Raw genomic sequence first — 23586 nt, forward strand, 5'->3', positions numbered from 1 at the left:
ATATTTTGAAGAACCGAAGTTCTTCACTCACTCGTTGTTCAGTTTTCAAAGATCAAAGTCTTTTTCGTTACCGCTGTATCTCTCGCAGCAACTCTTATATCATATCACCTTTTCAATTTCGTGTCAACAACTTTTTTTGAATAAGTTTTCGACGGTTAATTCAATTGGAAATGTAATAAGTAGTCACCGGCATGACGCCGTATCGCGACTAGATTTATAGAATACCATGAATGATGCTACCTTGCAAGCATTTTATAAAATCTTTTTATGCCTCTATAAATTAAAATGATCAATAGTTCTGCTAACTTGCTATCTATAACGTTTCCTATAGAGAATAGCCTTGTTTTTGCTGATAGCATGTAGTCGGATATTAAAGAAGAATTATTGATCCAATTTATAATATAGTTATGTTTTAAGTTCTAATACTTGTTTTGCCTCTCATGATGTAAGTAGGTACTCTTTACTAGGTCTGCCACATTCTATTTTAAACATGGCCGTTATTTGGCTGACTACTTATGAGGATAATAGTGTGTGTGATTATGAAGCGTACATTATATCTTGCAAGACTGATAGCATATTGAATTATTGTAAGAGACATTGGAATAGATACACAGAAAATGAATTCGGATTTCTTTTCTATACAAATGAGTTGGAAGCTTATTACTGCATCATCCGTCCGCCGCTGAGTCTCAATTTGGCATATGAGCTATGAGTATGGACTATATATGGATTATATGTAGATTCGTATTTAGCTAAAAAGACATTAATTCAGTTTTTGCTAAGCAGTAGTATGATAAAAGACCCACTCTTTAGAAAGAGCGGGTCTTTTATAAATGCAGATGTGTATACAGTTACAGTTACAGTTACAGTTACAGTTACAGTTACAGTTACAGTTACAAGTAGATTATCTCCTATAGATATATACAACAACCTTCTATAGAAGAGAATAATTCACATATATTCTGTGCTTCAGTCAGACTGTCTTATATAAAAGGAGTTATAACTTCATTTATATAAATGTTATTGCTGCATGACTATAGCTGATGCAGAGAAATATATGGCTGACTTATTAACCGGCATACAGGGACATTATCTTATAGAAGTTAATGGTTTCTTATTCGTGTGCCTGATTACGCATATGCGGGAACAGCAGGACATCGCGGATAGATGCTGCATCTGTGAGCAACATAACCAGACGGTCGATACCTATACCCAGTCCACCTGTTGGTGGCATACCGTATTCCAGCGCACGGATAAAGTCTTCATCCATTTCGAAGGCTTCATCATTGCCTTTTTCTTTTTCGACAAGTTGTGCTTCGAAGCGCTGACGCTGGTCGATAGGATCATTCAGCTCGGTGAAGGCATTCGCATGTTCACGCGCTACGATAAACAGCTCGAAGCGATCGGTGAAGCGAGGATCGGCTTCGCTCTTTTTGGCCAGTGGAGAAATATCTACAGGGTGGCCTGTAATAAATGTAGGCTGAATCAGCGTCTCTTCTACAAACTCTTCGAAGAAAGCATTAACAATATGACCGAAAGTCATATGCGGCTCTACTTTAACATTGTGTTCTTTGGCAAGTGCCTGTGCTTCGGCATCCGTCATATGCACACTGAAGTCTACACCTTTGACTTCTTTGACTGCATCGACCATGGATACACGGCGCCAGTTAGGCGTCAGATCTACTTCTTGCCCCTGGTAATGAATACGTGTTGTACCCAGTACTTCCTGAGCGATATGGGCTACCATACTCTCGGTCAGGTTCATGATATCCTCGTAATCGGCATAAGCTTCATACAGCTCAATCATGGTGAATTCCGGATTATGACGAGTAGATGTACCTTCATTACGATAAGCACGGCCAATCTCGTATACTTTTTCCAAACCACCGACGATCAGGCGTTTGAGGTGCAGCTCCAGAGCGATACGCATATACAGTTCCATATCCAGCGCATTGTGATGCGTAATAAATGGTTTGGCTGCAGCGCCACCGGCGATTGCATGCAGTGTCGGTGTTTCCACTTCCAGATAGCCGAGGGAATCCAGATAGCGACGCATGGATTGGATAATACGGGAACGGGTGATAAATGTTTTCTGCACTTCCGGGTTCACGATCAGATCGACATAACGCTGGCGATAACGCAGCTCTACATCTTTCATACCATGATATTTATCCGGCAGTGGCAGCAGGGATTTGGTGAGCACTTCCAGATCTTTTACTTTGATGGATGTCTCACCTGTTTTGGTTTTGAAGACCGTACCGGTCACACCGACGATATCTCCAAGATCCAGAATGGTAAAAGCCTCATATTTGGCTTCAGGCACAGTGTCTTTGCGAACGTAAATCTGGATACGGCCACTCAGATCCTGGATATGCGCAAAGCTTGCTTTACCCATGCCACGCTTGGTCATGATACGACCAGCCAGACTTACGGTTACTTCTTTTTCTTCGAGCTCTTCTTTGGTCATAGTCTCGTACGTGTGCAGCAAATCTGCTGCACTAGACGTGCGTACGAACTTTTTACCAAATGGGTCAATGCCCAGTCCGCGCAGTTCGTCCAGTTTGTCACGGCGTACCTGCAGTAGTTCGTTCAGTTCACTTTCACTTATGTGTTCCTGTTCTTCTTGACCAGGATTCAATGTTTCATCAGACATCGCTGGGTCTCACTCCTTTGAAGGTAATAACTTGCCGGCTCTCTCGCTCTCTTATGACGACAGAAGAATGCAGATACGAATATAGGATGTATACGGCTGTTCCACGCGAATCATCCGAATACCTGCACGATCTGGCAGAAGCCTTCTCCTGTACTGCAATATCTGCGTCATCTCGCCTGCAGCCAATCCAATACAGAATCTCTGTATAAGCTGCTATATTCAGTCAACAAGCCACATAATTATAGTGTACTTGATTTGAGGACAATCTGAAATCTTTAAAACCAATATTAGCGCTTATTTCGCAAAAACACTGCTTATTTCAAGAAAAAAGCTCCCCTAGGGAAGCTTTTTGGTCAAACTGTAAGTATACATACCGCTGCAGTTCGCTACAAAGCGTATCTGCACGTTATTCGGACACATCCATCTTATCTTTTGATTTCCAGGATTTTGTACTGGATTACGCCAGCAGGCACGTTTACATCAACAACGGTACCTTTTTGTTTGCCCAGGATCGCTTTGCCTACCGGGCTCTCATTGGAAATCTTGTTCTGGGAAGGATCGGATTCGGCTGTACCAACGATCGTGTACTCCATCGTGTCACCAAACTCCAGATCTTCAACGATAACGGTTGCACCAATGCTAACCGAATCTGTATCAATCTCATTACTGTTGATAATGCGAGCATTACGCAGCATTTTCTCCAGTGTAATAACGCGTCCTTCGATGAAGGCTTGCTCATTTTTGGCATCTTCGTACTCAGAGTTTTCACTGATATCACCGTATCCAATGGCAACTTTGATACGTTCCGCTATCTCACGTCTTTTGACGGACTTGAGGTTTTCCAATTCATCTTCCAGCTTGCGTAGACCGTCCTGTGTTAAAATGAATTCCTTATCGCTCATCTCAACCAATTCTCCTGTCATGTGAATAATTTTCGAAAATTCGCTTTGGGGTCTCCCAGCATGATAATAGCCAGTGATTCAGAAACAGCGAAGACTCATGCAAGATTATCAAAACGATAGTGACGCAGGGAAATTCCCCAGAGGATATATGATATCTAATCATGGACTCAGGCAAATTTATACTGCAAAAGTATATGGGAATGAATGTGAAATGTCAACCAAAAGGCCGGATCGGCTGCGGAATGATAAAAACAGCGAAAAAACCGAAGCTGCTCATGGGAGAGTGCCTCGGTTTTTACTATATTCAGATCAGCATGATTTCGAGTAGATGATTTATATAGATAGGATCTAGATAAGCAGAATCTACATGTACAGTAGCTATAGAAGTACAGACTATTAAAGAGAAGTCTTATGCTTGCTTGTTAGAAAGGCGGACCAGAAGATCAGACTGTCGCCGGCGCAGCACATTGTACCTGTACAAACGGAGCTGCTTCATGATCAGCTGCCGAAGCGACATGATTGGGCTGGTTTTCCAGGAAGTCCTGCAGGATTCGCACCATTTCATCGCGTCTGGTTTCTTCCATAATAGAATCTTTGATTTTGGCTGATCCTTTGAGACCTTTGAGGTACCAGGACAGATGCTTGCGCATTTCCCGAACCGCGACGACTTCACCCTTGAGATCAATCAGACGATCCATATGCAAAATAGCGATGCGGATCTTCTCTTCGGCCGATGGATCAGGCAGCAATTCGCCTGTCTTGAGATACTCTACCGTACGATAAAGCATCCATGGATTGCCCAGTGCGCCACGACCGATCATTACACCATCACAGCCAGTCGTATCCAGCATGCGTCTGGCATCTTCCGGTGTAACAACATCACCGTTGCCGATCACAGGGATAGATACTGCTTCTTTGGCCTGCTTGATATAAGACCAGTCGGCTTGACCGGTATAGAGCTGTTCGCGGGTACGTCCATGTACACTGATCGCTTTGCCTCCGGCTGCCTCGACTGCCTTGGCATTATCAATCACATAGATATGATCATGATCCCAGCCAATACGCATTTTGACAGTTACCGGTTTGCTGACATTGGCGACAACGGCAGCAACCATTTCATTAATCTTGTTAGGGTCAAGCAGCCAGCGGGCACCTGCATCGATTTTATTGATTTTGGGAGCAGGGCAACCCATATTGATATCAATAATATCTGCATTGGTATCCTGGTCTACTACTTTGGCTGCTTCTACCAGAGAAGAACGATCACCGCCGAAAATCTGCAAACTGATCGGCTTCTCACGCTCATCGACAAACAGCATTTTATGAGTACGCTTGTTACCAGCCAGGATGGCTTTGTCGCTGACCATCTCTGCGCAGACCAGACCGGTACCAAATTCTTTGGCAATCAGACGGAATGCCGGATTACATACGCCGGCCATCGGGGCGAGTACCACCCGATTTTTCATTTCAATATCACCGATTTTGAACATCTGATGATTGACTCCTTTGTTACTGCTGCTCTTATCATTCGGATAAGCAAACACAGTTTATACATTTGTTGTACCATGCTGCGAAGAATATTTTCTCGCCATGGCTGATAGAGAGACAGACTATACACAATTGCGGCTAATCGCCATTAATTATTTCAATTTTGAACTAAAGGACAATGGAAAGGCACTGACGTAATGAACATCCTGCTGCTGATCAGCAACCTGAACAATTGATTTGTCGACAAGGGAAAATAAGGCAGGCGTCTCTGTCGTCACAATCTCCTGCAGCGGCGCCAGTACAAATGCCCGCTCATGCATACGCGGATGCGGCAGCTCCAGTGTCTCGGAGTTCAGATGAAGATCATCCATCCACAGCAGATCAAGATCCACTGTGCGCGGTCCCCAGCGTATATCCCGAACGCGTCCGAGACGATTCTCGATATGAAGCAGGGTGGATAGCAATTCATGCGGGCTCTGCGTTGTATGCAGTCTGACTGCCATATTCAGAAAAGAAGGCTGATCCACATAACCAACCGGTGCCGTCTCATAAAAGCCGGAACAACGAATTACCGAAATATCGGAATATGCCTCCAGCATCTGTATGGCTTCAGTCAAAGTCTGCTCCCGGTTGCCCAGATTGGCGCCCAAAGCAATATAAGCCTCTGAAAATTCAGAGGGAACGGATGAATTCATAACCTGCACTCACTTTCGTGTACGCCGCAATTCAACAGTAACGCCCTGAAAATGAATATCAAAAGGCGGATGCGGCTTGGTGACTCTAACGGTCAATACATGTACCCCAGTATAAGCTTCCAGCAGAGTCGACGCAATACATTCAGCAAGGGCTTCTATTAATTTAAATGATTTTTTTTCGACGACGTCTTTGACCTTTTCGTGAATCTCAGCGTAGTTGATCGTAGTCTCCAAGTTATCGGTTTGACCAGCCTCGGACAGATCCATCTCCAGTTCCAAATCTACATAAAAGCGCTGACCCAACTTGCGCTCCTCTTCAAATACACCGTGATAACCGTAATACTCCATGCGGTTAATGATCATCTTATCCACTGCCCGTTCCTCCTCGTTTCTGATATCAATTGCTGTATTTACCTGGCGATTCGGCTGCCTGAAGCATCGCATCGCACATAGTTGCTGTTCGTTTATTGGGTTTCACATCATGTACACGGATAATCTGACAGCCCTGGGCAATCCCAAATGCTGTAGTAGCAGCCGTACCTTCCACTACATCGTCTGCAGGCAGATCAAGTACCGTACGTATAAACCGCTTGCGTGAGGTGCCCAGCAGCATGGGATAACCCAGTTCCGTAAGCTCATCGAGTCTGCTCATCAGCTCCAGATTGTGATCGGCATGTTTGGCGAAGCCGATGCCGGGGTCCAAAATAAGGTGGTCCGGCTGAATGCCGGCTTGCAGAGCAAGGGTAATTCGTTGCTGCAGATCATTTTTCACATCTGTTACCAGATCGGTGTAGTTCATATCATACCGGTTGTGCATCAGAATATAAGGGCAACCTGCTTCGGCGGCTACAGCAAACATCCTTTCGTCTGCCATGCCTCCCCAGACATCATTGATTATATGGGCACCGGCTGCAAGAGCTTGTCTGGCTACTTCTGCCTTGTACGTATCAATAGAGAGTGGAATGTGGGACAGATGCTGACGGAGCGCTTCAATAACCGGAATGACTCTGCTGAGTTCCTCCTGCTCGGATACCGGATCATGACCGGGACGTGTAGATTCCCCGCCGATGTCGATAATATCCGCTCCTTCTTCGATCATAAGGCGCGCTTGCTGCAGTGCGTGTTCGACCGACGTATAACTTCCGCCATCCGAAAAGGAATCGGGAGTAATATTTAAAATGCCCATAATTAGTGTTGATTGGCCCAACTCCAGTATTGCCGGACCCCATGTGTATTGTCGTGTATAGTGTACAGGCTGTCTCATAAATGATAAGCCTCCTTTTCATAAGCTGCATATAAACGGGCGGTTATAATGCCGACCTCTTGTTGCTGTACAGCGTAACTACGGTCTTCCGCCAAAAGACGGGTTACCGGCACAATCTCCTGAATCGAATTTGTAAGAAAGATCTCGTCAGCGGCAAGCAGATTCTCCCAGCTGTACAATCCTTCTTCAACAGGTACGCCGATATGACCAGCCAGCTCCACAACATGTGCGCGGGTAATACCCGGCAAAATACCTGTATCCAGCGAAGGGGTATGAAGACGGTTATCTTTCACAAAAAATAGATTGCTGACGATTCCCTCCGCAATCTCTCCCCGCGAAGTAAGCATAAGCCCCTCTACAGCTGTAGCAGGCTGATCTTCATACTGGAGCAGTTCCTGTTTGCCAAGAATGCTGTTCATGTAATGAAGCGACTTTAGACGAATATCACCCTCCGGAGTATTGCGAAGCGTATGCAGTTTGCGTAAGGATTTGCTCCGGCTCGATAAATGCCGCTGCAGACTCTCAAGCTCCGATGAAGAAAGTATATTCGAATATTCTTGCTGAAGCTGGACTCTGCGAGTGGTATCCGGCAGTCCCTTGGCATAAATGACCACAGTTGGCTGTTCATAAGCACCGGAAGGCAGTCCCAAAATATCTGTTCCGGCAGACAGCGTATAGCGAATATACGCTTCCTCCAGATCATTCGCCTGCATTAATGAATAAATGTGCGCTCGGACCTGCTCTTCATCCGCCTGCCAGCGGATATGAAGGGATTCACAGCCAGCCTGCAATCGCTCCAGATGATGATTCAGCAAAAAAGGCTGCCCGTTATACGTACGAAATGTCTCGAACAATCCCATTCCATACAAGAAGCCGTGATCCATGACGGAGACCACGGCCTGATCTATAGGTGTAATCACACCATTTATACTAACGTACTTCATCATACGGTAGCTTTGTCTACTTTGCGGCTCAGGAAATTACGCAGAATCGTATGTCCATGATCCGTTACGATAGATTCCGGATGAAACTGTACACCCTCGATCGCATATTCTTTGTGACGAAGTCCCATGATTTCGCCTTCTTCAGTCTCTGCTGTGATTTCCAGACAATCCGGCAGACTGCTGCGTTCGACAATCAGAGAATGATAACGGGTTGCTGTAAATGGAGACGGCAGACTCTCAAATACCGAACTTCCCTGATGCAAAATCGGAGAAGTCTTGCCATGCATCAGACGCTCCGCACGGATAACATTACCGCCAAATGCCTGACCAATAGCCTGATGGCCCAGACATACACCAAAAATCGGAATCTCGCCTTTGAACTGCTGAATCACATCAATCGTAATGCCAGCTTCTGTCGGTGTACAAGGCCCTGGCGACAACAGAATATGATCCGGTGCGAGTTCACGAATACCATTCATATCAATCTCGTCATTGCGGCGTACAACAACCTCTTCTCCAAGCTCTCCCAGGTACTGCACAAGGTTATACGTAAACGAGTCGTAGTTATCAATTACAAGAATCATGGTTAATCCTCCCTTTTCTGCAGGGCCGCATCGTACTGTTCACTAAGCAGCACGGCTCTGGCTAACGCTCTGGATTTGTTAAAGCACTCTCTGTATTCACGGTAAGGATTGGAATCGATCACGACGCCGGCTCCAGCCTGCATATAGGCGATGTCTTCCTTGACGGTTAATGTTCGAATAATAATATTTAATTCCATATTGCCGTTATAGTCAATCCAGCCCATTGAACCGGTATAGGCTCCCCGGCGGGTCTGCTCCAGCTCTTCTATAATCTCCATGGTGCGAATCTTGGGTGCACCGGTGATCGTTCCGCCCGGAAAAACAGCTGCGATCACATCATACACATCCCGGTCTGCCGCAAGTTCCGCTTCGACACCGGAGACCAGATGCATCACATGGGAGTATCGTTCGATGGTCATCAGTTCCGGTACACGGACTGTTCCATAACGGGCAATACGCCCCAGGTCATTGCGCTGTAGATCCACCAGCATGATATGTTCGGCTCGCTCTTTGTCATTACCCGTAAGTTCGGCTTCCATGGCCTGATCTTCCTGCTCGTTCATTCCACGGCGGCGCGTACCTGCAATCGGCCGAGCGGAGACTGAATCGCCTATCACGGAGACGAGCAGCTCCGGCGAAGCAGATACCAGCTGGAAACCAGGCAGACGCAGCAGCCCCATATAAGGCGAAGGATTCGTTACCCGCAGCCATTCATAAATAGATTCCGGTGCTGTTGAAATCTTACGCTCACTGCGCAGAGACAGATTCACCTGAAATACATCACCCTGACGAATATATTCCTGTACGGCAAGCACAGCCTTCTCAAACGATTCCTGCTGGAATCCGGTCTGGAACTGGCCATGGTCTGCTCTCGAATCGGTAGAAGACAAGGGATGATGTAGCAGAAATTGCTGGCGATGGTGCAGGGAGTACGAGTCTACGTCCGCTGCCTGATGCCACCTGTTCCACTGTTCCAGCATTCCAGCTGTCTGATGATCTGCTTGATAATAGGCTTGCTTGATACTGTCCGGCATAGAGGCAGTATTATTCAAATCGGTCTCTTGCAATAATGCTGACCATTCTTCCGAAGCGGACGTATGCACACAGCAGTAGAGCTTGCGATCATGATGATCAATCACCCAGACCTGGTCAAATTTCATCCATACATAATCCGGTAGATCCAGATCATCCTGCAGCTGATGAGGCAGCTTCTCCAGAGAACGAGCCACATCATAACCGAGGAAGCCGACACAGCCTCCTGTAAAAGGCGGTAACTCTGCCACACGTGGTGCCCGGTGAGCTGACATCCACTTACGCAGTATGTCCAGCGGTTTGCCCGTTTTTTTGGCAATAGTCACCAACTGTGGTGACTGCTCGAAAACATTACCTGGCGCATATTCCTGAATGACTGACCGATTGCCCTGACCGCTCAATAAAGCCACCGGATGCAGTCCCAGATAGGTATACCGTCCGTTTTTACCATTTTCCAACAAAAAAGAATGAGGGTACTGCTCTGTCCATACCGATTCCCAGCTATCCGGCAGCAAATAGCCTTCCAGTGGTATTTCTATCATATAAGGCAGCTGATTGAATCCCTGCTTCAGCCAATGCTGCCAATCTTGTAAGGATATACATACTCTGGTCAATCTGCTTCCTCCAACCTGATCAACTGTAGTTTGTCGTTAGTATACTAAAGCGGTTGGCAATTGAGAAGGTCTGCTGTGAAATACGCTCTATATGTTTAAACTATATCCCTGTGAGTATACTCCGGGTTATTACAGGTAAGCAAAACGCCTCTGACTCTCTATCCGCATATCTGTGGACAGAAAGAATCAGAGGCGCGAGGTCAGCCGCAGATTCATAACGGCTGACTAACATAAATTATGCTTCGAAATTGTACAGTGGTGTGCTCAGGTAACGTTCACCATTACTTGGAATGATAACCACAATGCGCTTGCCTTTGCCCAGCTGCTTGGCAACCTTGAGCGCAGCATGTACAGCAGCACCGGAAGAAATGCCGGACAGCACGCCTTCTTCTTTGGCTACACGACGGGCTACTTCAAAAGCTTCATCGTTCTCTACATGAATAATCTCATCGTAGATATCCTGATTCAGAATCTCCGGTACAAAGTTAGCACCGATTCCCTGAATTTTGTGAGGACCTGGTTGACCGCCTGCCAGAATTGGAGAAGCAGCAGGCTCTACCGCGTAGATCTTGATATCCGGGAAACGGCTTTTCAGAACTTCGCCTGCTCCTGTAATGGTACCGCCTGTACCGATACCCGCAATAAAGGCATCCAGGGTTCCACCGATCGATTCAATCGCCTCGACGATCTCCGGACCTGTGGTCTCACGGTGCATTTTGACATTAGCTTTATTCTTGAACTGCTCAGCAATAAAGTAATCCGGATTCTCATTCAGGATACTTTCGGCTTTTTTGACTGCTCCGTTCATGCCTTCCGATCCTGGAGTCAGCACCAGCTCGGCACCGTAAGCACGCAGCAGATTGCGTCGCTCTATACTCATCGTCTCCGGCATTACGATCACGCATTTGTAACCTTTGGCTGCTGCGACCATAGCCAGACCGATACCAGTATTACCGCTTGTTGCCTCGACAATCGTACCGCCAGGCTTGAGTAAGCCCTGCTTTTCCGCTTCTTCCACGATACTCAGTGCGATACGGTCCTTGACGCTGGAACCCGGATTCTGGTATTCCAGTTTCAGGTAGATCTCTGCGCTATCTTCCGGTACTAAACGATTCAGACGAACGAGCGGAGTACCTCCGATCAATTCGGTCACGTTATTTACGACTTTTGCCATGCTGTTGCCCTCCTTCAGATAATGGAACGTAGCTGTGTTCAGTTCACTACCTATCTATGTCTTCAAACTACGTTATTCCGAGTAAAATAGTTGGTATTAGTATGCTTTAATATTATCAATCCCACCGCACAATGTCAATGTTACCGGCTCAGAATCCTAGGGGGCAGCGGATAAAATATGAGCATCATACTTGCTGCGCAGCTGCTGCTCAATCTCTGTCAGCGGCTCTGCCTGATTCAGCGCCACTTTGCGTCTCGCAGTCTCGCGACTAATTTGCAGTTTGGAAGAGGAAGGGGTACGAATATCCTTAACCTGTACTACAGCATAATGACCGGTACTCAGGGCCAGCGGACCCATAATATCTCCCGCCTGCATCTGTGGAAGAACCTTGATCACTTCAGGCGGCTGAAAGGGATCATCCCCATCGATCCAGCCCAGCGCTCCTCCTTTGCCGGAGGAAAAAGAGTCCACAGACATCGCCTGTGCTACTGCTGCAAAATCCTCACCGTTCTCTATACGCTGTACCGCTTCTTCGGCAGCCTGCTCGGTATCTGCCTCAATCCATGCCAGATCATACTGGTGCTGCGTCGTCTCCTGTGCGTGCTGCTGCAAATAGTTATCTACCTGGGCATCACTGACCTCAATACGCTCAGTCGCTATCTTTTCCAGTTGGATCTGATACTTGGATTCCTGCTGCAGATCTTCGGGAGTCAGACCGAATTGCGTCTGCATTTCCTTGTAAAAAGCCTGCGGCGATGCGTACCCGCTCATCCGCTCTGCCAGATCATCCCGAATCTCCGTATCACTGACTGTAATATGGCGAGCATCTGCTTCCAACTGCACGACCCGCCGATTCATCATCTGTGTCAGTGTTTCCTGACCATACCGCTTTTTCAATTCACTTATCCATGCTTGCTCACTAATAGATTCATTACCCACCACTGCTACATCCGATTGATCCCCAGAATGCTGAACTGCCCGGATCACCCAAAAGGCTCCGAGCAGCATAATGATGACTATGAATAAGACCATGACGGCTGTCCATACCGGTGATTTAACCTTCGTCATATGTCTTAGTATCCCTTAATTTCTGGCTTCAGCCAGAATGCGTTCCAGGTCCTGACGATCGAACTGGTATTTCTCATTACAGAAATGGCATACCACTTCTGCTTGTCCGTCTTCTTCGATCAGTTGTACCAGCTCGTGCTCACCCAGACTCACCAGCGTCTGTTCAACACGTTCACGGGAACAGGAACAGTTAAATACGATATCCATACCGTCCATAACTTCCACATCTGGCAGAACACGTCCCAGCAACTCTTCCAGTTCCAGTCCTTCGTTGAGCAGCGAAGTTACCGGCGGCAGGCTACCCAGCCCTTTTTCGAGCTGATCAATCTCGGCATCGTTCAGACCCGGCAGCAGCTGGATAATGAATCCGCCTGCCACGATGACCGAATTATCCGTATCCACCAGTACACCTACGCCTACTGCAGACGGAGTCTGTTCGGAAGTTGCAAAATAGTACGTGAAATCTTCGCCCAGCTCTCCCGATACAATCGGTACGCTGCCGCGGTAAGGATCTTTGAGTCCCAGATCTTTGATGACATAAATAAAACCTTCGGTTCCGACGGCTCCAGCCACATCCAGCTTGCCCATCGCATTGCTCGGCAAATGAACATGCGGATTGTCCACGTAACCGCGCACTTCACCTTTGGCATTGGCGTCGGCAACAATCTGTCCGATTGGTCCGTTACCTTTGACCTGAAGAGTCAGTTTTTCTTCGCCTTTGAGCATAGCGCCCATCATGGCTGCTGCAGTCAGTGTACGTCCCATTGCTGCAGTCGCTGTTGGCCATGTATCATGACGACGACGCAGCTCCTCCACCAGATGGGTAGAGCGGATAGCAAATGCACGTACTTTGCCCCCCATTGCTATTCCACGGATCAGACGATCCGGTTGTGTATTGCTGTTATGTTGTTCCATATATAAATGAACTCCTCTCGTTCTGCCTGCTTGATCGTGATGTCATACAAAGCACATATAGTCTATTATAGGGTACATTGCAGCTTAATTCGATAGCTGCTGTGCAAAAATGCGTATATTACCTATCATAAGCATCTGATTACCAAATGTATCCAAGCTATATCTATTTTAATTAGACGCGATCATCACGTCAAAAGTTTTGCAAAGGAGAGAAATGGCGGTTATTCACCACTGCGTGGTACAGGACGGTTCGTACTGATGTTCCGTTCATAAATCAGACGAAGTCCCTCCAGCGTCAGCATGGGATTCACCTCGGTTACCGTCTCGGTCTCGCTGGAGATCAGCTCTGCCAATCCACCGGTTGCAATGACTCGGGCAGATACGCCCATTTCGGCGCGAATTCTTTTGACAATGCCATCGACCTGACCCGCATAGCCGAAAATAATACCAGACTGCATCGCATGCACTGTATTGCGACCAATCACTTTACGAGGCTTCTCCAGTTCGATATTGGGCAGCTTGGAAGCACGCTGATACAGTGCTTCTGTGGAAATACCGATGCCCGGTACAATCGCACCGCCCAGATAATTGCCCTGGTCATCAATACAGTCAAATGTGGTTGCGGTTCCAAAATCTACGACAATGACCGGACTGCCATACAGGGAAATAGCAGCTACAGCATTCACAATCCGGTCGGCTCCCACTTCGCGCGGATTCTCGTAGCGCAGATTCAGTCCGGTACGTATGCCAGGACCGATAATCATGGGCGTATGATGCAGATATTTCTCGCACATTTCTTCCAAAGTATGCATAATCGGCGGCACTACGGAAGAAATGATAATGCCTTTGATATCGGCAATAATAATGCCCGACATCTGAAATAATTGATGAACCGTCACTCCATACTCATCCGGTGTTGCCTGCCGATTGGTACTGATACGAAAATGATGCAGCAGCTTCTCGCCTCGATATACGCCAAACGCAATATTCGTATTTCCAATATCAATCACCAATACCAATACGTGTCACTCCCTCTTCTTGTTTCCCAGATCCAGACTGATATCCAGATTATCAAAAGAATAGGTCAGTCGTCCAACCGAGATAATATCGATCCCCGTCTCGGCTAATCCGCGAATCGTCGTGAGCGATACATTTCCCGAAGCCTCAATACGGACATGAGGGCTCTGCCTGCGAATCAAAGCGACCGCTTCGCGCATCAGCTCATGATTCATATTATCCAGCATAATGATATCTGCACCACTTTGCAGGGCTTCCTTTACCTGCTCCAGGGTCTCGGTCTCTACTTCAATTGTCATCGTATGCGGAATCTGTGCTCGGGCCGACTGAACAGCAGGCAGAATTCCACCAGCCGCTTTGATATGATTATCCTTGATCATGACTGCATCATACAGACCGAATCGGTGATTGCTGCCACCACCGACGCGGACAGCATACTTTTCCAGCATCCGGTGGCCTGGTGTAGTCTTGCGCGTATCGACAAGCCGCACCGGCAGCTCATCAATGATATCTACATATTGGCGCGTGCGTGTAGCAATGCCGGACATGCGCTGCAGCAGATTCAGAGCAAGTCGTTCTCCGGTGAGCAGAGAATGGGTGCTGCCCTCCACTCTGGCGATAATATCCCCTTGGGCAAGAGGCTGTCCTTCTGTCGCAACAGCGGTAAATAGAAGTTCAGGGTCAACCGTATGAAATACATGCTCGGCCACAGGCAATCCGGCCAGAATACCATCCTGTTTGGCATGGATAACAGCCACACTATGATGACCTGGCGGAACTGTAGCAGCGGTCGTGATATCGCCTGATCCTACATCCTCCTGCAGCCACAGTTTGATCCAATTCGTAAGATTCTCCTGATATCCGTTAAACATCATCTCTATTCTCCTCCATGAGTCCGTGTGTAATATGCTGTAGTGTATGCTTTTGCCAATCCAGATCATTTCGTTCAGGGAAATCTTCACGGTAATGGCCACCACGGCTTTCCTGGCGATACCAGGCTGCCTGCAAGATCAAAGCTGCACACAGATGCATATTGCGAAGCTCCAGTTGCTCAAAGGTACAATCTTCATAAGGCAAATCTGGCAGTCGTGCGAGAAGCATCATACCTTCCTGCAACCCATCGCTACTACGGCTGATCCCTGCATATCCAGTCATGATCTGCTGGAGCTGCTTCCGTATTTCATGTTCATCTACAGCAAGCATTAGATTGGATGCTTCGCTTGTGAATTTATTTACATTTCTCCAGTCGCCAAAAGAAGATGAAGACGCCAGTGGCTCAGAGTGCCGGCTGATCCGAGAAAGCTGCGTAGCCAGATGTATACTCGGTTCGACTATTTTATTTCCGCAAGCTGCGGCAGCTGCGCCATAATCAAATTCGATTCTTGCTACCGATTGAGTGTGCCGATCATGGTAGAACCGCTGTTTATCTGCTTCTACAGCTGACCATGAAGGATCGATAATGCGCTCGACAATCCTTTTACCAAATACAATCGCTTCGGACAAGGAGTTACTCGCCAGACGATTCGCTCCATGTACTCCGGTGGATGATACTTCACCGCAAGCAAACAGCCTGTGAATGCTGCTTTCTCCATATTGATCTGTACGGATGCCGCCCATCATGTAGTGAGCTGCCGGCGCAACCGGTATCCAGTCCAATGCCAGATCCAGTCCATAATTCATACAGGTCTCATAAATGGTCGGAAAGCGCTGCTGAAGCTTCTCTGCCGTCTCATGAGTAATATCCAGATACACATTCGGGCTGCCATCCTGCTGCATCTCGTTCACGATAGCACGGGCCACAATATCACGCGGAGCCAGATCACGTAAAGGATGATATCGCTCCATAAAAGCTTCTCCCTGCCGATTCCGCAGAATAGCGCCTTCTCCCCTCACAGCTTCCGAGATCAGAAACCGCGGAGCACCCGGATAACAAAGAGCGGTCGGATGAAATTGCACAAATTCCATATCCCGAAGTACTGCGCCAGCCCGGTAGGCTATCGCCAGGCCGTCTCCTGTCGCTACATCCGGATTAGTCGTCTGCTCATACAGCTGGCCGGTTCCACCTGTACAAAGCACAGTTGCTTCTGCCTCCACATATACTCTGCTTCCATCCGGCCGCTGTACGATCGCACCACTGCATTCTTTTTTATCATGCACCAGATCTACCGTAAAATGATGCTCCCAGATCGTAATCCGTTTATTTTCCGCTACCTGACGAGCCAATGCTCTGACAATCTCGTAGCCTGTTGAGTCTCCATTGGCATGCAAAATACGGCGATGACTATGTGCGCCCTCACGGGTCAGTTCCAGTTGTCCATTCGCTGTATCAAAAGCAGTCCCCAGCCGTATCAGCTCCTGAACACCTGACGGGCCTTCATGTACCAGTATATCTACAGCCGGGGATGAACAAAGTCCGGCTCCGGCGAGCAGAGTATCCTCACGATGATAAACGGGCGAATCGTCATTACTGATTACCGCTGCAATACCGCCCTGGGCATAACGAGTGTTGCTTTCCAGTAATGCTTTCTTTGTGATTAATAGCACGTTCTTATGTTCACTTGCGAGGATAGCCGTATACAGACCCGCTATCCCGGAACCGATAATCAGCACATCTGTTGTCTTCTGCTCCAGGTGTTGATGCGCCTTTTTATCCGGTTGCTTATATTCCGCATTCATCCCATACGCCTGCCTTTCTATTGACCGATTCTAGGAAGAAGAAACTTCCAACATTCGTTCCAGCGAGATCCGTGCACGGTCAGCAACAGCTGGCGGTACATAAATTTGCGGTTTCATCGTCTCCAGGCAGTTAACGAGCTTTTTGAGATTGTTTACTTTCATATTGGGACATACCAGATATTTGCTGGCAAAATGAAATGCCTTGTCTGGACTATCCTTGCGCAGCTGATAACCAGTGCCATCTTCCGTGCCTACAATAAATTCCTGACAATCCGATTCCCGGCAATATTTAATAATCGCAGTCGTACTACCTACAAAGTCACCCAGTGCTACGACTTCAGGACGGCACTCCGGATGAACGACAAACTGTGCGTTGGGGTGCTTGGCTCTCATCTCGACCACGTCTTTGACGGTGAGCATATCATGGGTATTGCAGTATCCTTCCCAGATGATCATCTTCTTGTCCGTATGCTGTTGTACATAATGACCGAGGTTTTTATCCGGCACCCAGATAATCTCGTCAGAATCGACCGACTGGATCACTTTTACCGCATTGGCGGATGTACAGCAGATATCGGTTTCTGCTTTGACATCGGCAGAGGAGTTGATATAGGTAACCACTTTGGCATTCGGATGCTTTTCCTTGAGACGACGCAGTCCATCCACATTGACCATATCGGCCATTGGGCAGCCTGCCCGTTCATCCGGTATAATGACCGTTTTGTTGGGTGCTAGTATTTTGGCGCTTTCTCCCATAAAATGAACTCCGCAAAATACAATCGTATCTGCGTCTGTCTGTGCTGCCTTTTGAGCCAGCAAAAAAGAATCTCCCCGAAAATCAGCCACTTCCTGAATCTCATCCCGCTGGTAATAGTGCGCCAGAATAATAGCATTTCGTTCCTTTTTCAACTGAAGCAGACGCTTCCTTAATTCTGCATCACGTTCTGCCTTTTTCTCCAATGCCAGAGCTTCCATGAATTCATCTCCCTGTAATAGTTTGAGACAGTTTTCACAATCTTGAACGTTTATAGGTTCATCATTAAATGGATGATCTTATTGACTTTGTGAAAAAAATCTCGTAGTCGACTGCGAAATGTGTCAAAATTGTGATCAACATCTCCAATACTGTACACAATCCTCTATAGGATTGTCAATCCATTATTGGGCACGAAGTTAACATTCTTTTTATGGAATTATAGAGAGGTCATTGTATTAGGAGGTATTAGGAGAATCATTAACGTTCATGTCATTTTTATCGTTTTATAACCCATACAAAAAAAGCCTGAAGATCTTAGAGATCTTCAGGCTTTTGATAAGATTGCATTTTATGAACTTAGATGGTCGGCGTACCGCCACCAGAGCCACGATTATCATCAGAACCGTCAGTTGGATTGTTCGGAATGGTTCCGCCCGCTCCTGGAGCTGATGATGGATTATTGTCTTTTTCAAGACGTACCTGGGAGTCGCCAATGCTGTCAAAAGTAGGTTCTCCACCTTCGGAAGGACCACTGTCGTTACCGCCAGTTGTGCCTTCACCCAAACCTTCCAATGATCCATTTTCGATCAGGTATTTGATTTGTTCGAAGTCCAGTGTCTCCACTTCAAGCAATGTTTGTGCCACCAGATGCATTTCGCGAGAGTGTTTTTGCAGCAGCTCACGACAACGCTCGTAAGACTCGGTGATGAAGCGATTCATTTCCTGATCGATTTCGTAAGCAATCGCATCACTGTAGTTCTGCTCATGTCCAAAATCGCGTCCCAGGAATACTTGACCCTGCGAATTACCAAACTGCATAGGGCCGAGCTTCTCACTCATACCGTATTCAACGATCATGCTGCGCACGATGCTGGTCGCCTGTTGGAAGTCACTGTATGCGCCGGTACCAATCTCACCGATATACAATTCTTCCGCTACACGTCCGCCCAGGAGACCGGTTACTTTATCCAGCAGTTCCTGCTTGGTTACAAGTGTACGATCTTCTTTTGGCATCATGATTACATAACCGCCAGCGCGTCCGCGCGGCACGATCGTTACTTTGTGTACCATATCGGCATGTTCCAGGAAATAACCAACGATGGTATGTCCTGCTTCGTGGTATGCGACGATACGTTTCTCACGGTCACTGATTACGCGGCTTCGTTTCTCTGTACCTACGATAACACGGTCAATCGCTTCGTCTACCTCGCGCATGGAAATATCACGACGGTTGCGGCGTGCTGCCAGAAGCGCTGCTTCGTTCAGCAGGTTCTCCAGATCCGCTCCGGTAAAGCCGGTTGTACGCTTCGCAATAATATCCAGTTTGACATCTTTGGTCAGCGGTTTGTTGCGTGCATGGACTTTCAGTACCGCTTCGCGGCCTTTAACATCCGGACGATCAACCGTAATCTGACGGTCAAAACGACCTGGACGCAGAAGCGCAGGGTCCAGAATATCCGGACGGTTGGTTGCTGCTACGATAATGATACCTTCGTTGGCTCCAAAACCATCCATTTCAACGAGCAACTGGTTGAGCGTTTGTTCACGTTCATCGTGACCGCCGCCCAGGCCAGCACCACGCTGACGTCCTACTGCGTCAATCTCATCGATAAAGATGATACATGGCGCATTTTTCTTCGCATTCTCGAAAAGGTCACGTACACGGGATGCACCGACACCGACGAACATTTCGACGAAGTCAGAACCCGAGATGCTGAAGAATGGTACTCCTGCTTCACCGGCTACTGCACGGGCAAGGAGTGTTTTACCTGTACCCGGAGGACCCACGAGCAGTACCCCTTTAGGGATACGGGCACCAACGGTATTGAACTTACGCGGATCTTTGAGGAAATCAACCACTTCGACGAGTTCCTGTTTCTCTTCGTCTGCGCCGGCTACATCCTCAAAAGTAATCTTTTTCTTCTCTTCGTTATACAGACGCGCACGGCTTTTGCCAAAGTTCATCACTTTGCCGCCGCCACCCTGAGCCTGATTGAAGAGGAAGAAGAAGAGAATAAACATAATCACGAGCGGGATCATGGATGTTATAAAAGACAACCAGATACTGTCGCCTTCCTTAGGCTTAACGGTTACCTGCGTCCCCTTGGTTTCACTGGCAGTGTTAATTAAATCCAACGCTGCGTCGGTGGCAGGGATGTAGGATGAAAACTGCTTGGTCTTTGCACCTTCAGGTTGCTCTTTGTACATACCGGTAACCAGATAAGCATAGTTATCATATTGAATCGTTACCGATGCTACATTACCGCTGTTGAGTGCGGCTTTGAGCTGGTCATATCTTGGATTATCGGCAGCTTCACTTCCGTCACTTACGTAACGGACAATGCCCACCACGACTAAAAATAGTATTAAATAGAACCCAGAATTCCGGATGAACCGATTCATCCCCTACCTCCTCTCAAGACACTTAAATTATTTTACCATAGCCCGTCTGACCTTCTCAATAGATGTCAGAGTGCAATAACAGATATTGTTATTAATGAGCAAAATGCCCATTCATAACCATTTCCATTATTGCCCGCAGAGCCGGTAATTAGTTCGAATAAATTTCCGGTTTTAAAATCCCGATGTAGGGGAGATTCCGGTAATGCTCGGCATAGTCCAGACCGTAACCAACAATAAAGGCATCCGGGATAATGAATCCTGTATAATCTGCCTCCAGCTCGACTGTTCTGCCTGTCGGCTTATCGAAAAGGGTGACTACACGCACACTCTTGGCACTGCGACCACGCAGAATCTCCATGAGGTAGCTGAGCGTAAGACCACTATCAATAATATCTTCAACAATCAGTACATCACGGCCTTCTACAGATACGTCCAGATCTTTGATAATCTTAACGACACCGGATGATTTGGTGGAAGCACCATAACTGGACACTGCCATAAAATCGATTTCCAGTGGTACTTCGATCCGTTTTACCAGATCGGCCATAAATACAAATGCGCCTTTCAAGACACAGATTACAAGCGGATTGCGATCCTTGTAATCTTCACCGAGCTTCGCGCCCAGTTCCAGAATTTTCTGCTGAATTTCTTCCTCGCTGATGAGCACTTCTTTGATATCGTTGTGCAACTTGGATGAACCTCCTACATTATACTTATCAAGCTAAATCGATGGAAATCAAACATTATTTTGCAGACTTTATCCGTCTCATATACAGACAATGAATCGAGCCCGGATGCAAAAGTGCTTCCTGTGAGCGCCGGACTCCCGGAATCCACAGTACGCGGCCATGATCGTCCGTCAATAATGGCAGGCAATCACGCTGAGATAATGGTATTTTGGCATCGATAAAAAGATTCTTAACTTTCTTCGTTCCACTGCCCAGCAGCTTGATCATATCGCCGGGACGGCGGGAACGCAAATAAAGCGGAAAATCCGTTAAATCCGCATCAAATAACGCTTCATCCGAAGAAAGCTGTAAAGCTTCGGAATGACACTCTTTCCATTCCAGCAAGCGAATCTCTACCTGATCCGAAGACCCTGGTATGGATATGGTGGCATTTTCACGCTGCAGAGGAATACAAAATGGCTCTATTCCATCCCGGTAATCCTGCATAAACCGGATATCTTCATACTCGCGTACGCAGATTACCCGATCTCCAACATCCAGATTCCAGCTTGTGAGATGACTGTTTACAATCTGCTGGCGGATTAATTCGATTTTGGTAAAATCAAATTGTTCAGCAGTTGATGACAGATAATTTAATATTAGTTTAATCAACCTCCGTTGTAAAGCGACATGAGCGCCCACAAAGGAAGTCACGGGAAATGAAAATGATCCTTCTTTTTCTTTAACCAATTCCGCATATAACGCCTCGGTTTGCTGCTGAATATATTCACTTTCCGGTCCGGCAATCTCGGCAAGCCTGGACAGTGTCGGAACAAGCTGCCTGTTGTACTGTTGCAAAAAGGGCAAAACATCCAGCCGGATGCGATTACGCGTATATTTGCGAAGCTCGTTACTGCTGTCATTCATATACTGAAAATGGCATTCCTCGCAACTACGGATGAGGTCTGCCTTGTATATACGCAGAAAAGGACGCACAAGTTCCACATTTTTTTCGATTCTATTCATTTTAATGCCGCCCATTCCGTCAGGTCCGGTACCACGGATAATCCGCATCATTACCGTCTCTGCCTGATCATCCATATGATGGGCAAGCGCAATAGAATCTGCGCTGTGTTTGGCAGCGATTCTGTGCAAAAACCGGTACCTGAGCTCGCGCGCAGCCTCCTGTGCCCCTTTGCCGGTCTGCTGCATATAAACAGGCGCATCCACCTGCTCCGATTCGAACGGGATGCCGAGTGCCATCGCCTGGGCTTCGACAAACTCGGCTTCGGCTGCGGATTCCTCTGGCCGAAATCCATGATTCATATGGGCACAGATGACGCTCCATCCGTATTCCGGGGACAGCTGGTGCAGTACATGCAGCAAAGCGATAGAATCCGGCCCACCGGATACTGCCGCGACGATACAGCTACCAGGTCTCCACCATGTCTCCTGCTGTACCAGCATGCGGACATGATCGAGTGTCCTGTTCCATGTCTGCGGCTCCATATGCTTCTCTCCTAACTTTAACCTTTGATATAAATGGTAATATACAGTACGACTGCCAGCGCAATCAGTGACCAGATAAACGCCCGCTTGAGCTTCTGGGTCATCATGTCGCTGCTGCTGCGACTGGATGGAAGCCCGGAACGGCTGATTGCTTTCCAGCTGTTATAAGCTTCCCGGGTATTTCTGAATTCTCCGCGTACCGCTTTTTTGAGCCAGCCGCTATAAAGGGTTAATCCCGGGGTCTCATCGATAAGAACAACCAGATCCGCTTCACTGCGCATCTGGGGCAATCGCGTGGATATCATTTTATGAAGAGCCGGCTCATTAAACAGCTTGAGGCAGATTACTGCAAAAGCAAACAGGTCATAGGCAAAGTCGCCTGTACGCGTCCCTGCTTTCCAGTAGTGACGATCATACCACTCGGTAAACTGGTGTATGCTTTTGCCCTGCTGACGTGCTCCACCGTAATCAATCAGCTCGACTTCGCCTTCTTCCGTGATGATCACATGCTCTGCCTTGAGGTCACCAAATACCCAGCCGGACTCATGCAGCTCCAGCAGGATTTCCAGTATCCCGAGACCGGCCATACCGATTTTATCGCTCCCACGTGAACGCAGGTAGGCACTCAGTGGTTGGCCTTTTACATATTTCATAACATAAAAAGGGATCTGTCTCCCTTCGTCCTCATAATCATCAGCATCATACAGGTAACGATTGGAATCATTTCTTCCCGTCAGTTTCCAGTGCTTATGTAAAGAGACAAGGAGTTTGATCTCCGGCTGCAGATCGTGGTTCTCCGTCGCCAGCTTGAGAGCATACGGTTGACCCTGCGGACCATTTACCAGGTATACAATTCCATTGGTTCCCTTACCCAGCGTCCGCTGAATGACGTACTGCTGTCCTCTCGTTCTTCCTGTAACCGTAGTTCCTGCTGGCAATTCAGAATGATAAGACATCGACAAGCGAGTCTCTCCTTCCCCTTCCAAGTTGGGTCTGGTCTCAGT

At 47.4% G+C, this 23586-nt stretch carries 20 protein-coding genes; all 20 read right to left on the minus strand.

All coding sequences use genetic code 11. From position 1 onward, the window contains the following. Positions 1 to 1114: 1114 nt before the first annotated feature. The 20 genes from lysS to WH46_RS22835 all read right to left on the minus strand — a co-directional run bounded on the left by lysS (position 1115) and on the right by WH46_RS22835 (position 23538). Positions 1115 to 2653 (minus strand): lysine--tRNA ligase, encoded by a 1539-nt coding sequence (gene lysS / locus WH46_RS22740; RefSeq protein WP_017815503.1) that lies wholly within the window; start codon positions 2651 to 2653, stop codon positions 1115 to 1117. Positions 2654 to 3078: 425 nt separating this feature from the next. After that, positions 3079 to 3555, minus strand: coding sequence for a transcription elongation factor GreA (gene greA, locus WH46_RS22745; RefSeq protein ID WP_017815504.1), 477 nt, complete (start codon positions 3553 to 3555; stop codon positions 3079 to 3081). Between the two features lie 443 nt (positions 3556 to 3998). After that, positions 3999 to 5045 carry a tRNA dihydrouridine synthase DusB gene (dusB, locus tag WH46_RS22750; RefSeq protein ID WP_017815506.1) on the minus strand — a complete coding sequence of 349 codons (1047 nt, stop codon included), beginning with the start codon at positions 5043 to 5045 and terminating at the stop codon, positions 3999 to 4001. 150 nt (positions 5046 to 5195) lie between these two features. Continuing rightward, a complete protein-coding gene (folK, locus tag WH46_RS22755) occupies positions 5196 to 5738 on the minus strand; it encodes a 2-amino-4-hydroxy-6-hydroxymethyldihydropteridine diphosphokinase (protein ID WP_046228480.1) in 543 nt (180 codons plus the stop codon). A gap of 9 nt (positions 5739 to 5747) precedes the next feature. After that, positions 5748 to 6110 carry a dihydroneopterin aldolase gene (folB, locus tag WH46_RS22760; protein ID WP_017815508.1) on the minus strand — a complete coding sequence of 121 codons (363 nt, stop codon included), beginning with the start codon at positions 6108 to 6110 and terminating at the stop codon, positions 5748 to 5750. A gap of 25 nt (positions 6111 to 6135) precedes the next feature. Further along, positions 6136 to 7002, minus strand: coding sequence for a dihydropteroate synthase (folP, locus tag WH46_RS22765; RefSeq protein ID WP_046228481.1), 867 nt, complete (start codon positions 7000 to 7002; stop codon positions 6136 to 6138). Then, positions 6999 to 7946 (minus strand): aminotransferase class IV, encoded by a 948-nt coding sequence (locus tag WH46_RS22770; RefSeq protein ID WP_046228499.1) that lies wholly within the window; start codon positions 7944 to 7946, stop codon positions 6999 to 7001. Before WH46_RS22770 ends, folP begins: the two co-directional genes overlap by 4 nt. Then, complete coding sequence (gene pabA, locus WH46_RS22775) at positions 7946 to 8530, minus strand: aminodeoxychorismate/anthranilate synthase component II (RefSeq protein ID WP_046228482.1); 585 nt, start codon at positions 8528 to 8530, stop codon at positions 7946 to 7948. The genes WH46_RS22770 and pabA overlap by 1 nt, the downstream gene beginning before the upstream one ends. A 2-nt stretch (positions 8531 to 8532) precedes the next feature. Then, on the minus strand, positions 8533 to 10176 hold the full coding sequence (locus WH46_RS22780) for an anthranilate synthase component I family protein (RefSeq protein WP_046228483.1): 1644 nt from the start codon (positions 10174 to 10176) through the stop codon (positions 8533 to 8535). A gap of 235 nt (positions 10177 to 10411) precedes the next feature. After that, entirely contained in the window at positions 10412 to 11350 is a 939-nt protein-coding gene (cysK, locus tag WH46_RS22785; RefSeq protein ID WP_017815513.1) for a cysteine synthase A, read from the minus strand. Positions 11351 to 11506: 156 nt separating this feature from the next. Next, positions 11507 to 12418 (minus strand): peptidylprolyl isomerase, encoded by a 912-nt coding sequence (locus tag WH46_RS22790; RefSeq protein ID WP_046228484.1) that lies wholly within the window; start codon positions 12416 to 12418, stop codon positions 11507 to 11509. Between the two features lie 15 nt (positions 12419 to 12433). After that, positions 12434 to 13333 (minus strand): Hsp33 family molecular chaperone HslO, encoded by a 900-nt coding sequence (hslO, locus tag WH46_RS22795; protein ID WP_046228485.1) that lies wholly within the window; start codon positions 13331 to 13333, stop codon positions 12434 to 12436. A 221-nt stretch (positions 13334 to 13554) separates the two neighbouring features. Next, positions 13555 to 14352 carry a type III pantothenate kinase gene (locus tag WH46_RS22800; RefSeq protein WP_017815516.1) on the minus strand — a complete coding sequence of 266 codons (798 nt, stop codon included), beginning with the start codon at positions 14350 to 14352 and terminating at the stop codon, positions 13555 to 13557. Positions 14353 to 14358: 6 nt separating this feature from the next. Further along, positions 14359 to 15225 carry a carboxylating nicotinate-nucleotide diphosphorylase gene (nadC, locus tag WH46_RS22805; protein WP_017815517.1) on the minus strand — a complete coding sequence of 289 codons (867 nt, stop codon included), beginning with the start codon at positions 15223 to 15225 and terminating at the stop codon, positions 14359 to 14361. Further along, a complete protein-coding gene (gene nadB / locus WH46_RS22810; protein ID WP_046228486.1) occupies positions 15215 to 17026 on the minus strand; it encodes an L-aspartate oxidase in 1812 nt (603 codons plus the stop codon). The genes nadC and nadB overlap by 11 nt, the downstream gene beginning before the upstream one ends. A 30-nt stretch (positions 17027 to 17056) precedes the next feature. Beyond that, entirely contained in the window at positions 17057 to 18001 is a 945-nt protein-coding gene (nadA, locus tag WH46_RS22815; protein WP_017815519.1) for a quinolinate synthase NadA, read from the minus strand. A gap of 358 nt (positions 18002 to 18359) precedes the next feature. Further along, positions 18360 to 20405, minus strand: coding sequence for an ATP-dependent zinc metalloprotease FtsH (gene ftsH, locus WH46_RS22820; RefSeq protein ID WP_017815520.1), 2046 nt, complete (start codon positions 20403 to 20405; stop codon positions 18360 to 18362). 148 nt (positions 20406 to 20553) lie between these two features. Further along, on the minus strand, positions 20554 to 21093 hold the full coding sequence (gene hpt / locus WH46_RS22825) for a hypoxanthine phosphoribosyltransferase (protein ID WP_017815521.1): 540 nt from the start codon (positions 21091 to 21093) through the stop codon (positions 20554 to 20556). A gap of 55 nt (positions 21094 to 21148) precedes the next feature. Then, positions 21149 to 22582, minus strand: a complete 1434-nt coding sequence (gene tilS, locus WH46_RS22830) for a tRNA lysidine(34) synthetase TilS (protein ID WP_052714344.1) — start codon at positions 22580 to 22582, stop codon at positions 21149 to 21151. 17 nt (positions 22583 to 22599) lie between these two features. Then, the gene (locus tag WH46_RS22835; protein WP_046228501.1) at positions 22600 to 23538 is read right to left on the minus strand and encodes a protein kinase domain-containing protein; all 939 of its coding nucleotides are present in this window, start codon (positions 23536 to 23538) and stop codon (positions 22600 to 22602) included. Positions 23539 to 23586 lie beyond the last annotated feature (48 nt).

The sequence above is a fragment of the Paenibacillus dauci genome (assembly GCF_000971985.1).
GTDB lineage: Bacteria > Bacillota > Bacilli > Paenibacillales > Paenibacillaceae > Saccharibacillus > Saccharibacillus dauci.

What these genes read in the sequence shown, in the direction of transcription:
- lysS (WP_017815503.1), bottom strand. Translation starts at nt 2,653, where the DNA reads ATGTCTGATGAAACATTGAATCCTGGTCAAGAAGAACAGGAACACATA.
- WH46_RS22835 (WP_046228501.1), bottom strand. Translation starts at nt 23,538, where the DNA reads ATGTCTTATCATTCTGAATTGCCAGCAGGAACTACGGTTACAGGAAGA.
- folK (WP_046228480.1), bottom strand. Translation starts at nt 5,738, where the DNA reads ATGAATTCATCCGTTCCCTCTGAATTTTCAGAGGCTTATATTGCTTTG.
- folP (WP_046228481.1), bottom strand. Translation starts at nt 7,002, where the DNA reads ATGAGACAGCCTGTACACTATACACGACAATACACATGGGGTCCGGCA.
- greA (WP_017815504.1), bottom strand. Translation starts at nt 3,555, where the DNA reads ATGAGCGATAAGGAATTCATTTTAACACAGGACGGTCTACGCAAGCTG.
- pabA (WP_046228482.1), bottom strand. Translation starts at nt 8,530, where the DNA reads ATGATTCTTGTAATTGATAACTACGACTCGTTTACGTATAACCTTGTG.
- dusB (WP_017815506.1), bottom strand. Translation starts at nt 5,045, where the DNA reads ATGTTCAAAATCGGTGATATTGAAATGAAAAATCGGGTGGTACTCGCC.
- ftsH (WP_017815520.1), bottom strand. Translation starts at nt 20,405, where the DNA reads ATGAATCGGTTCATCCGGAATTCTGGGTTCTATTTAATACTATTTTTA.
- nadA (WP_017815519.1), bottom strand. Translation starts at nt 18,001, where the DNA reads ATGGAAGCTCTGGCATTGGAGAAAAAGGCAGAACGTGATGCAGAATTA.
- WH46_RS22790 (WP_046228484.1), bottom strand. Translation starts at nt 12,418, where the DNA reads ATGACGAAGGTTAAATCACCGGTATGGACAGCCGTCATGGTCTTATTC.
- hslO (WP_046228485.1), bottom strand. Translation starts at nt 13,333, where the DNA reads ATGGAACAACATAACAGCAATACACAACCGGATCGTCTGATCCGTGGA.
- nadC (WP_017815517.1), bottom strand. Translation starts at nt 15,225, where the DNA reads ATGATGTTTAACGGATATCAGGAGAATCTTACGAATTGGATCAAACTG.
- cysK (WP_017815513.1), bottom strand. Translation starts at nt 11,350, where the DNA reads ATGGCAAAAGTCGTAAATAACGTGACCGAATTGATCGGAGGTACTCCG.
- WH46_RS22770 (WP_046228499.1), bottom strand. Translation starts at nt 7,946, where the DNA reads ATGAAGTACGTTAGTATAAATGGTGTGATTACACCTATAGATCAGGCC.
- tilS (WP_052714344.1), bottom strand. Translation starts at nt 22,582, where the DNA reads ATGGAGCCGCAGACATGGAACAGGACACTCGATCATGTCCGCATGCTG.
- nadB (WP_046228486.1), bottom strand. Translation starts at nt 17,026, where the DNA reads ATGAATGCGGAATATAAGCAACCGGATAAAAAGGCGCATCAACACCTG.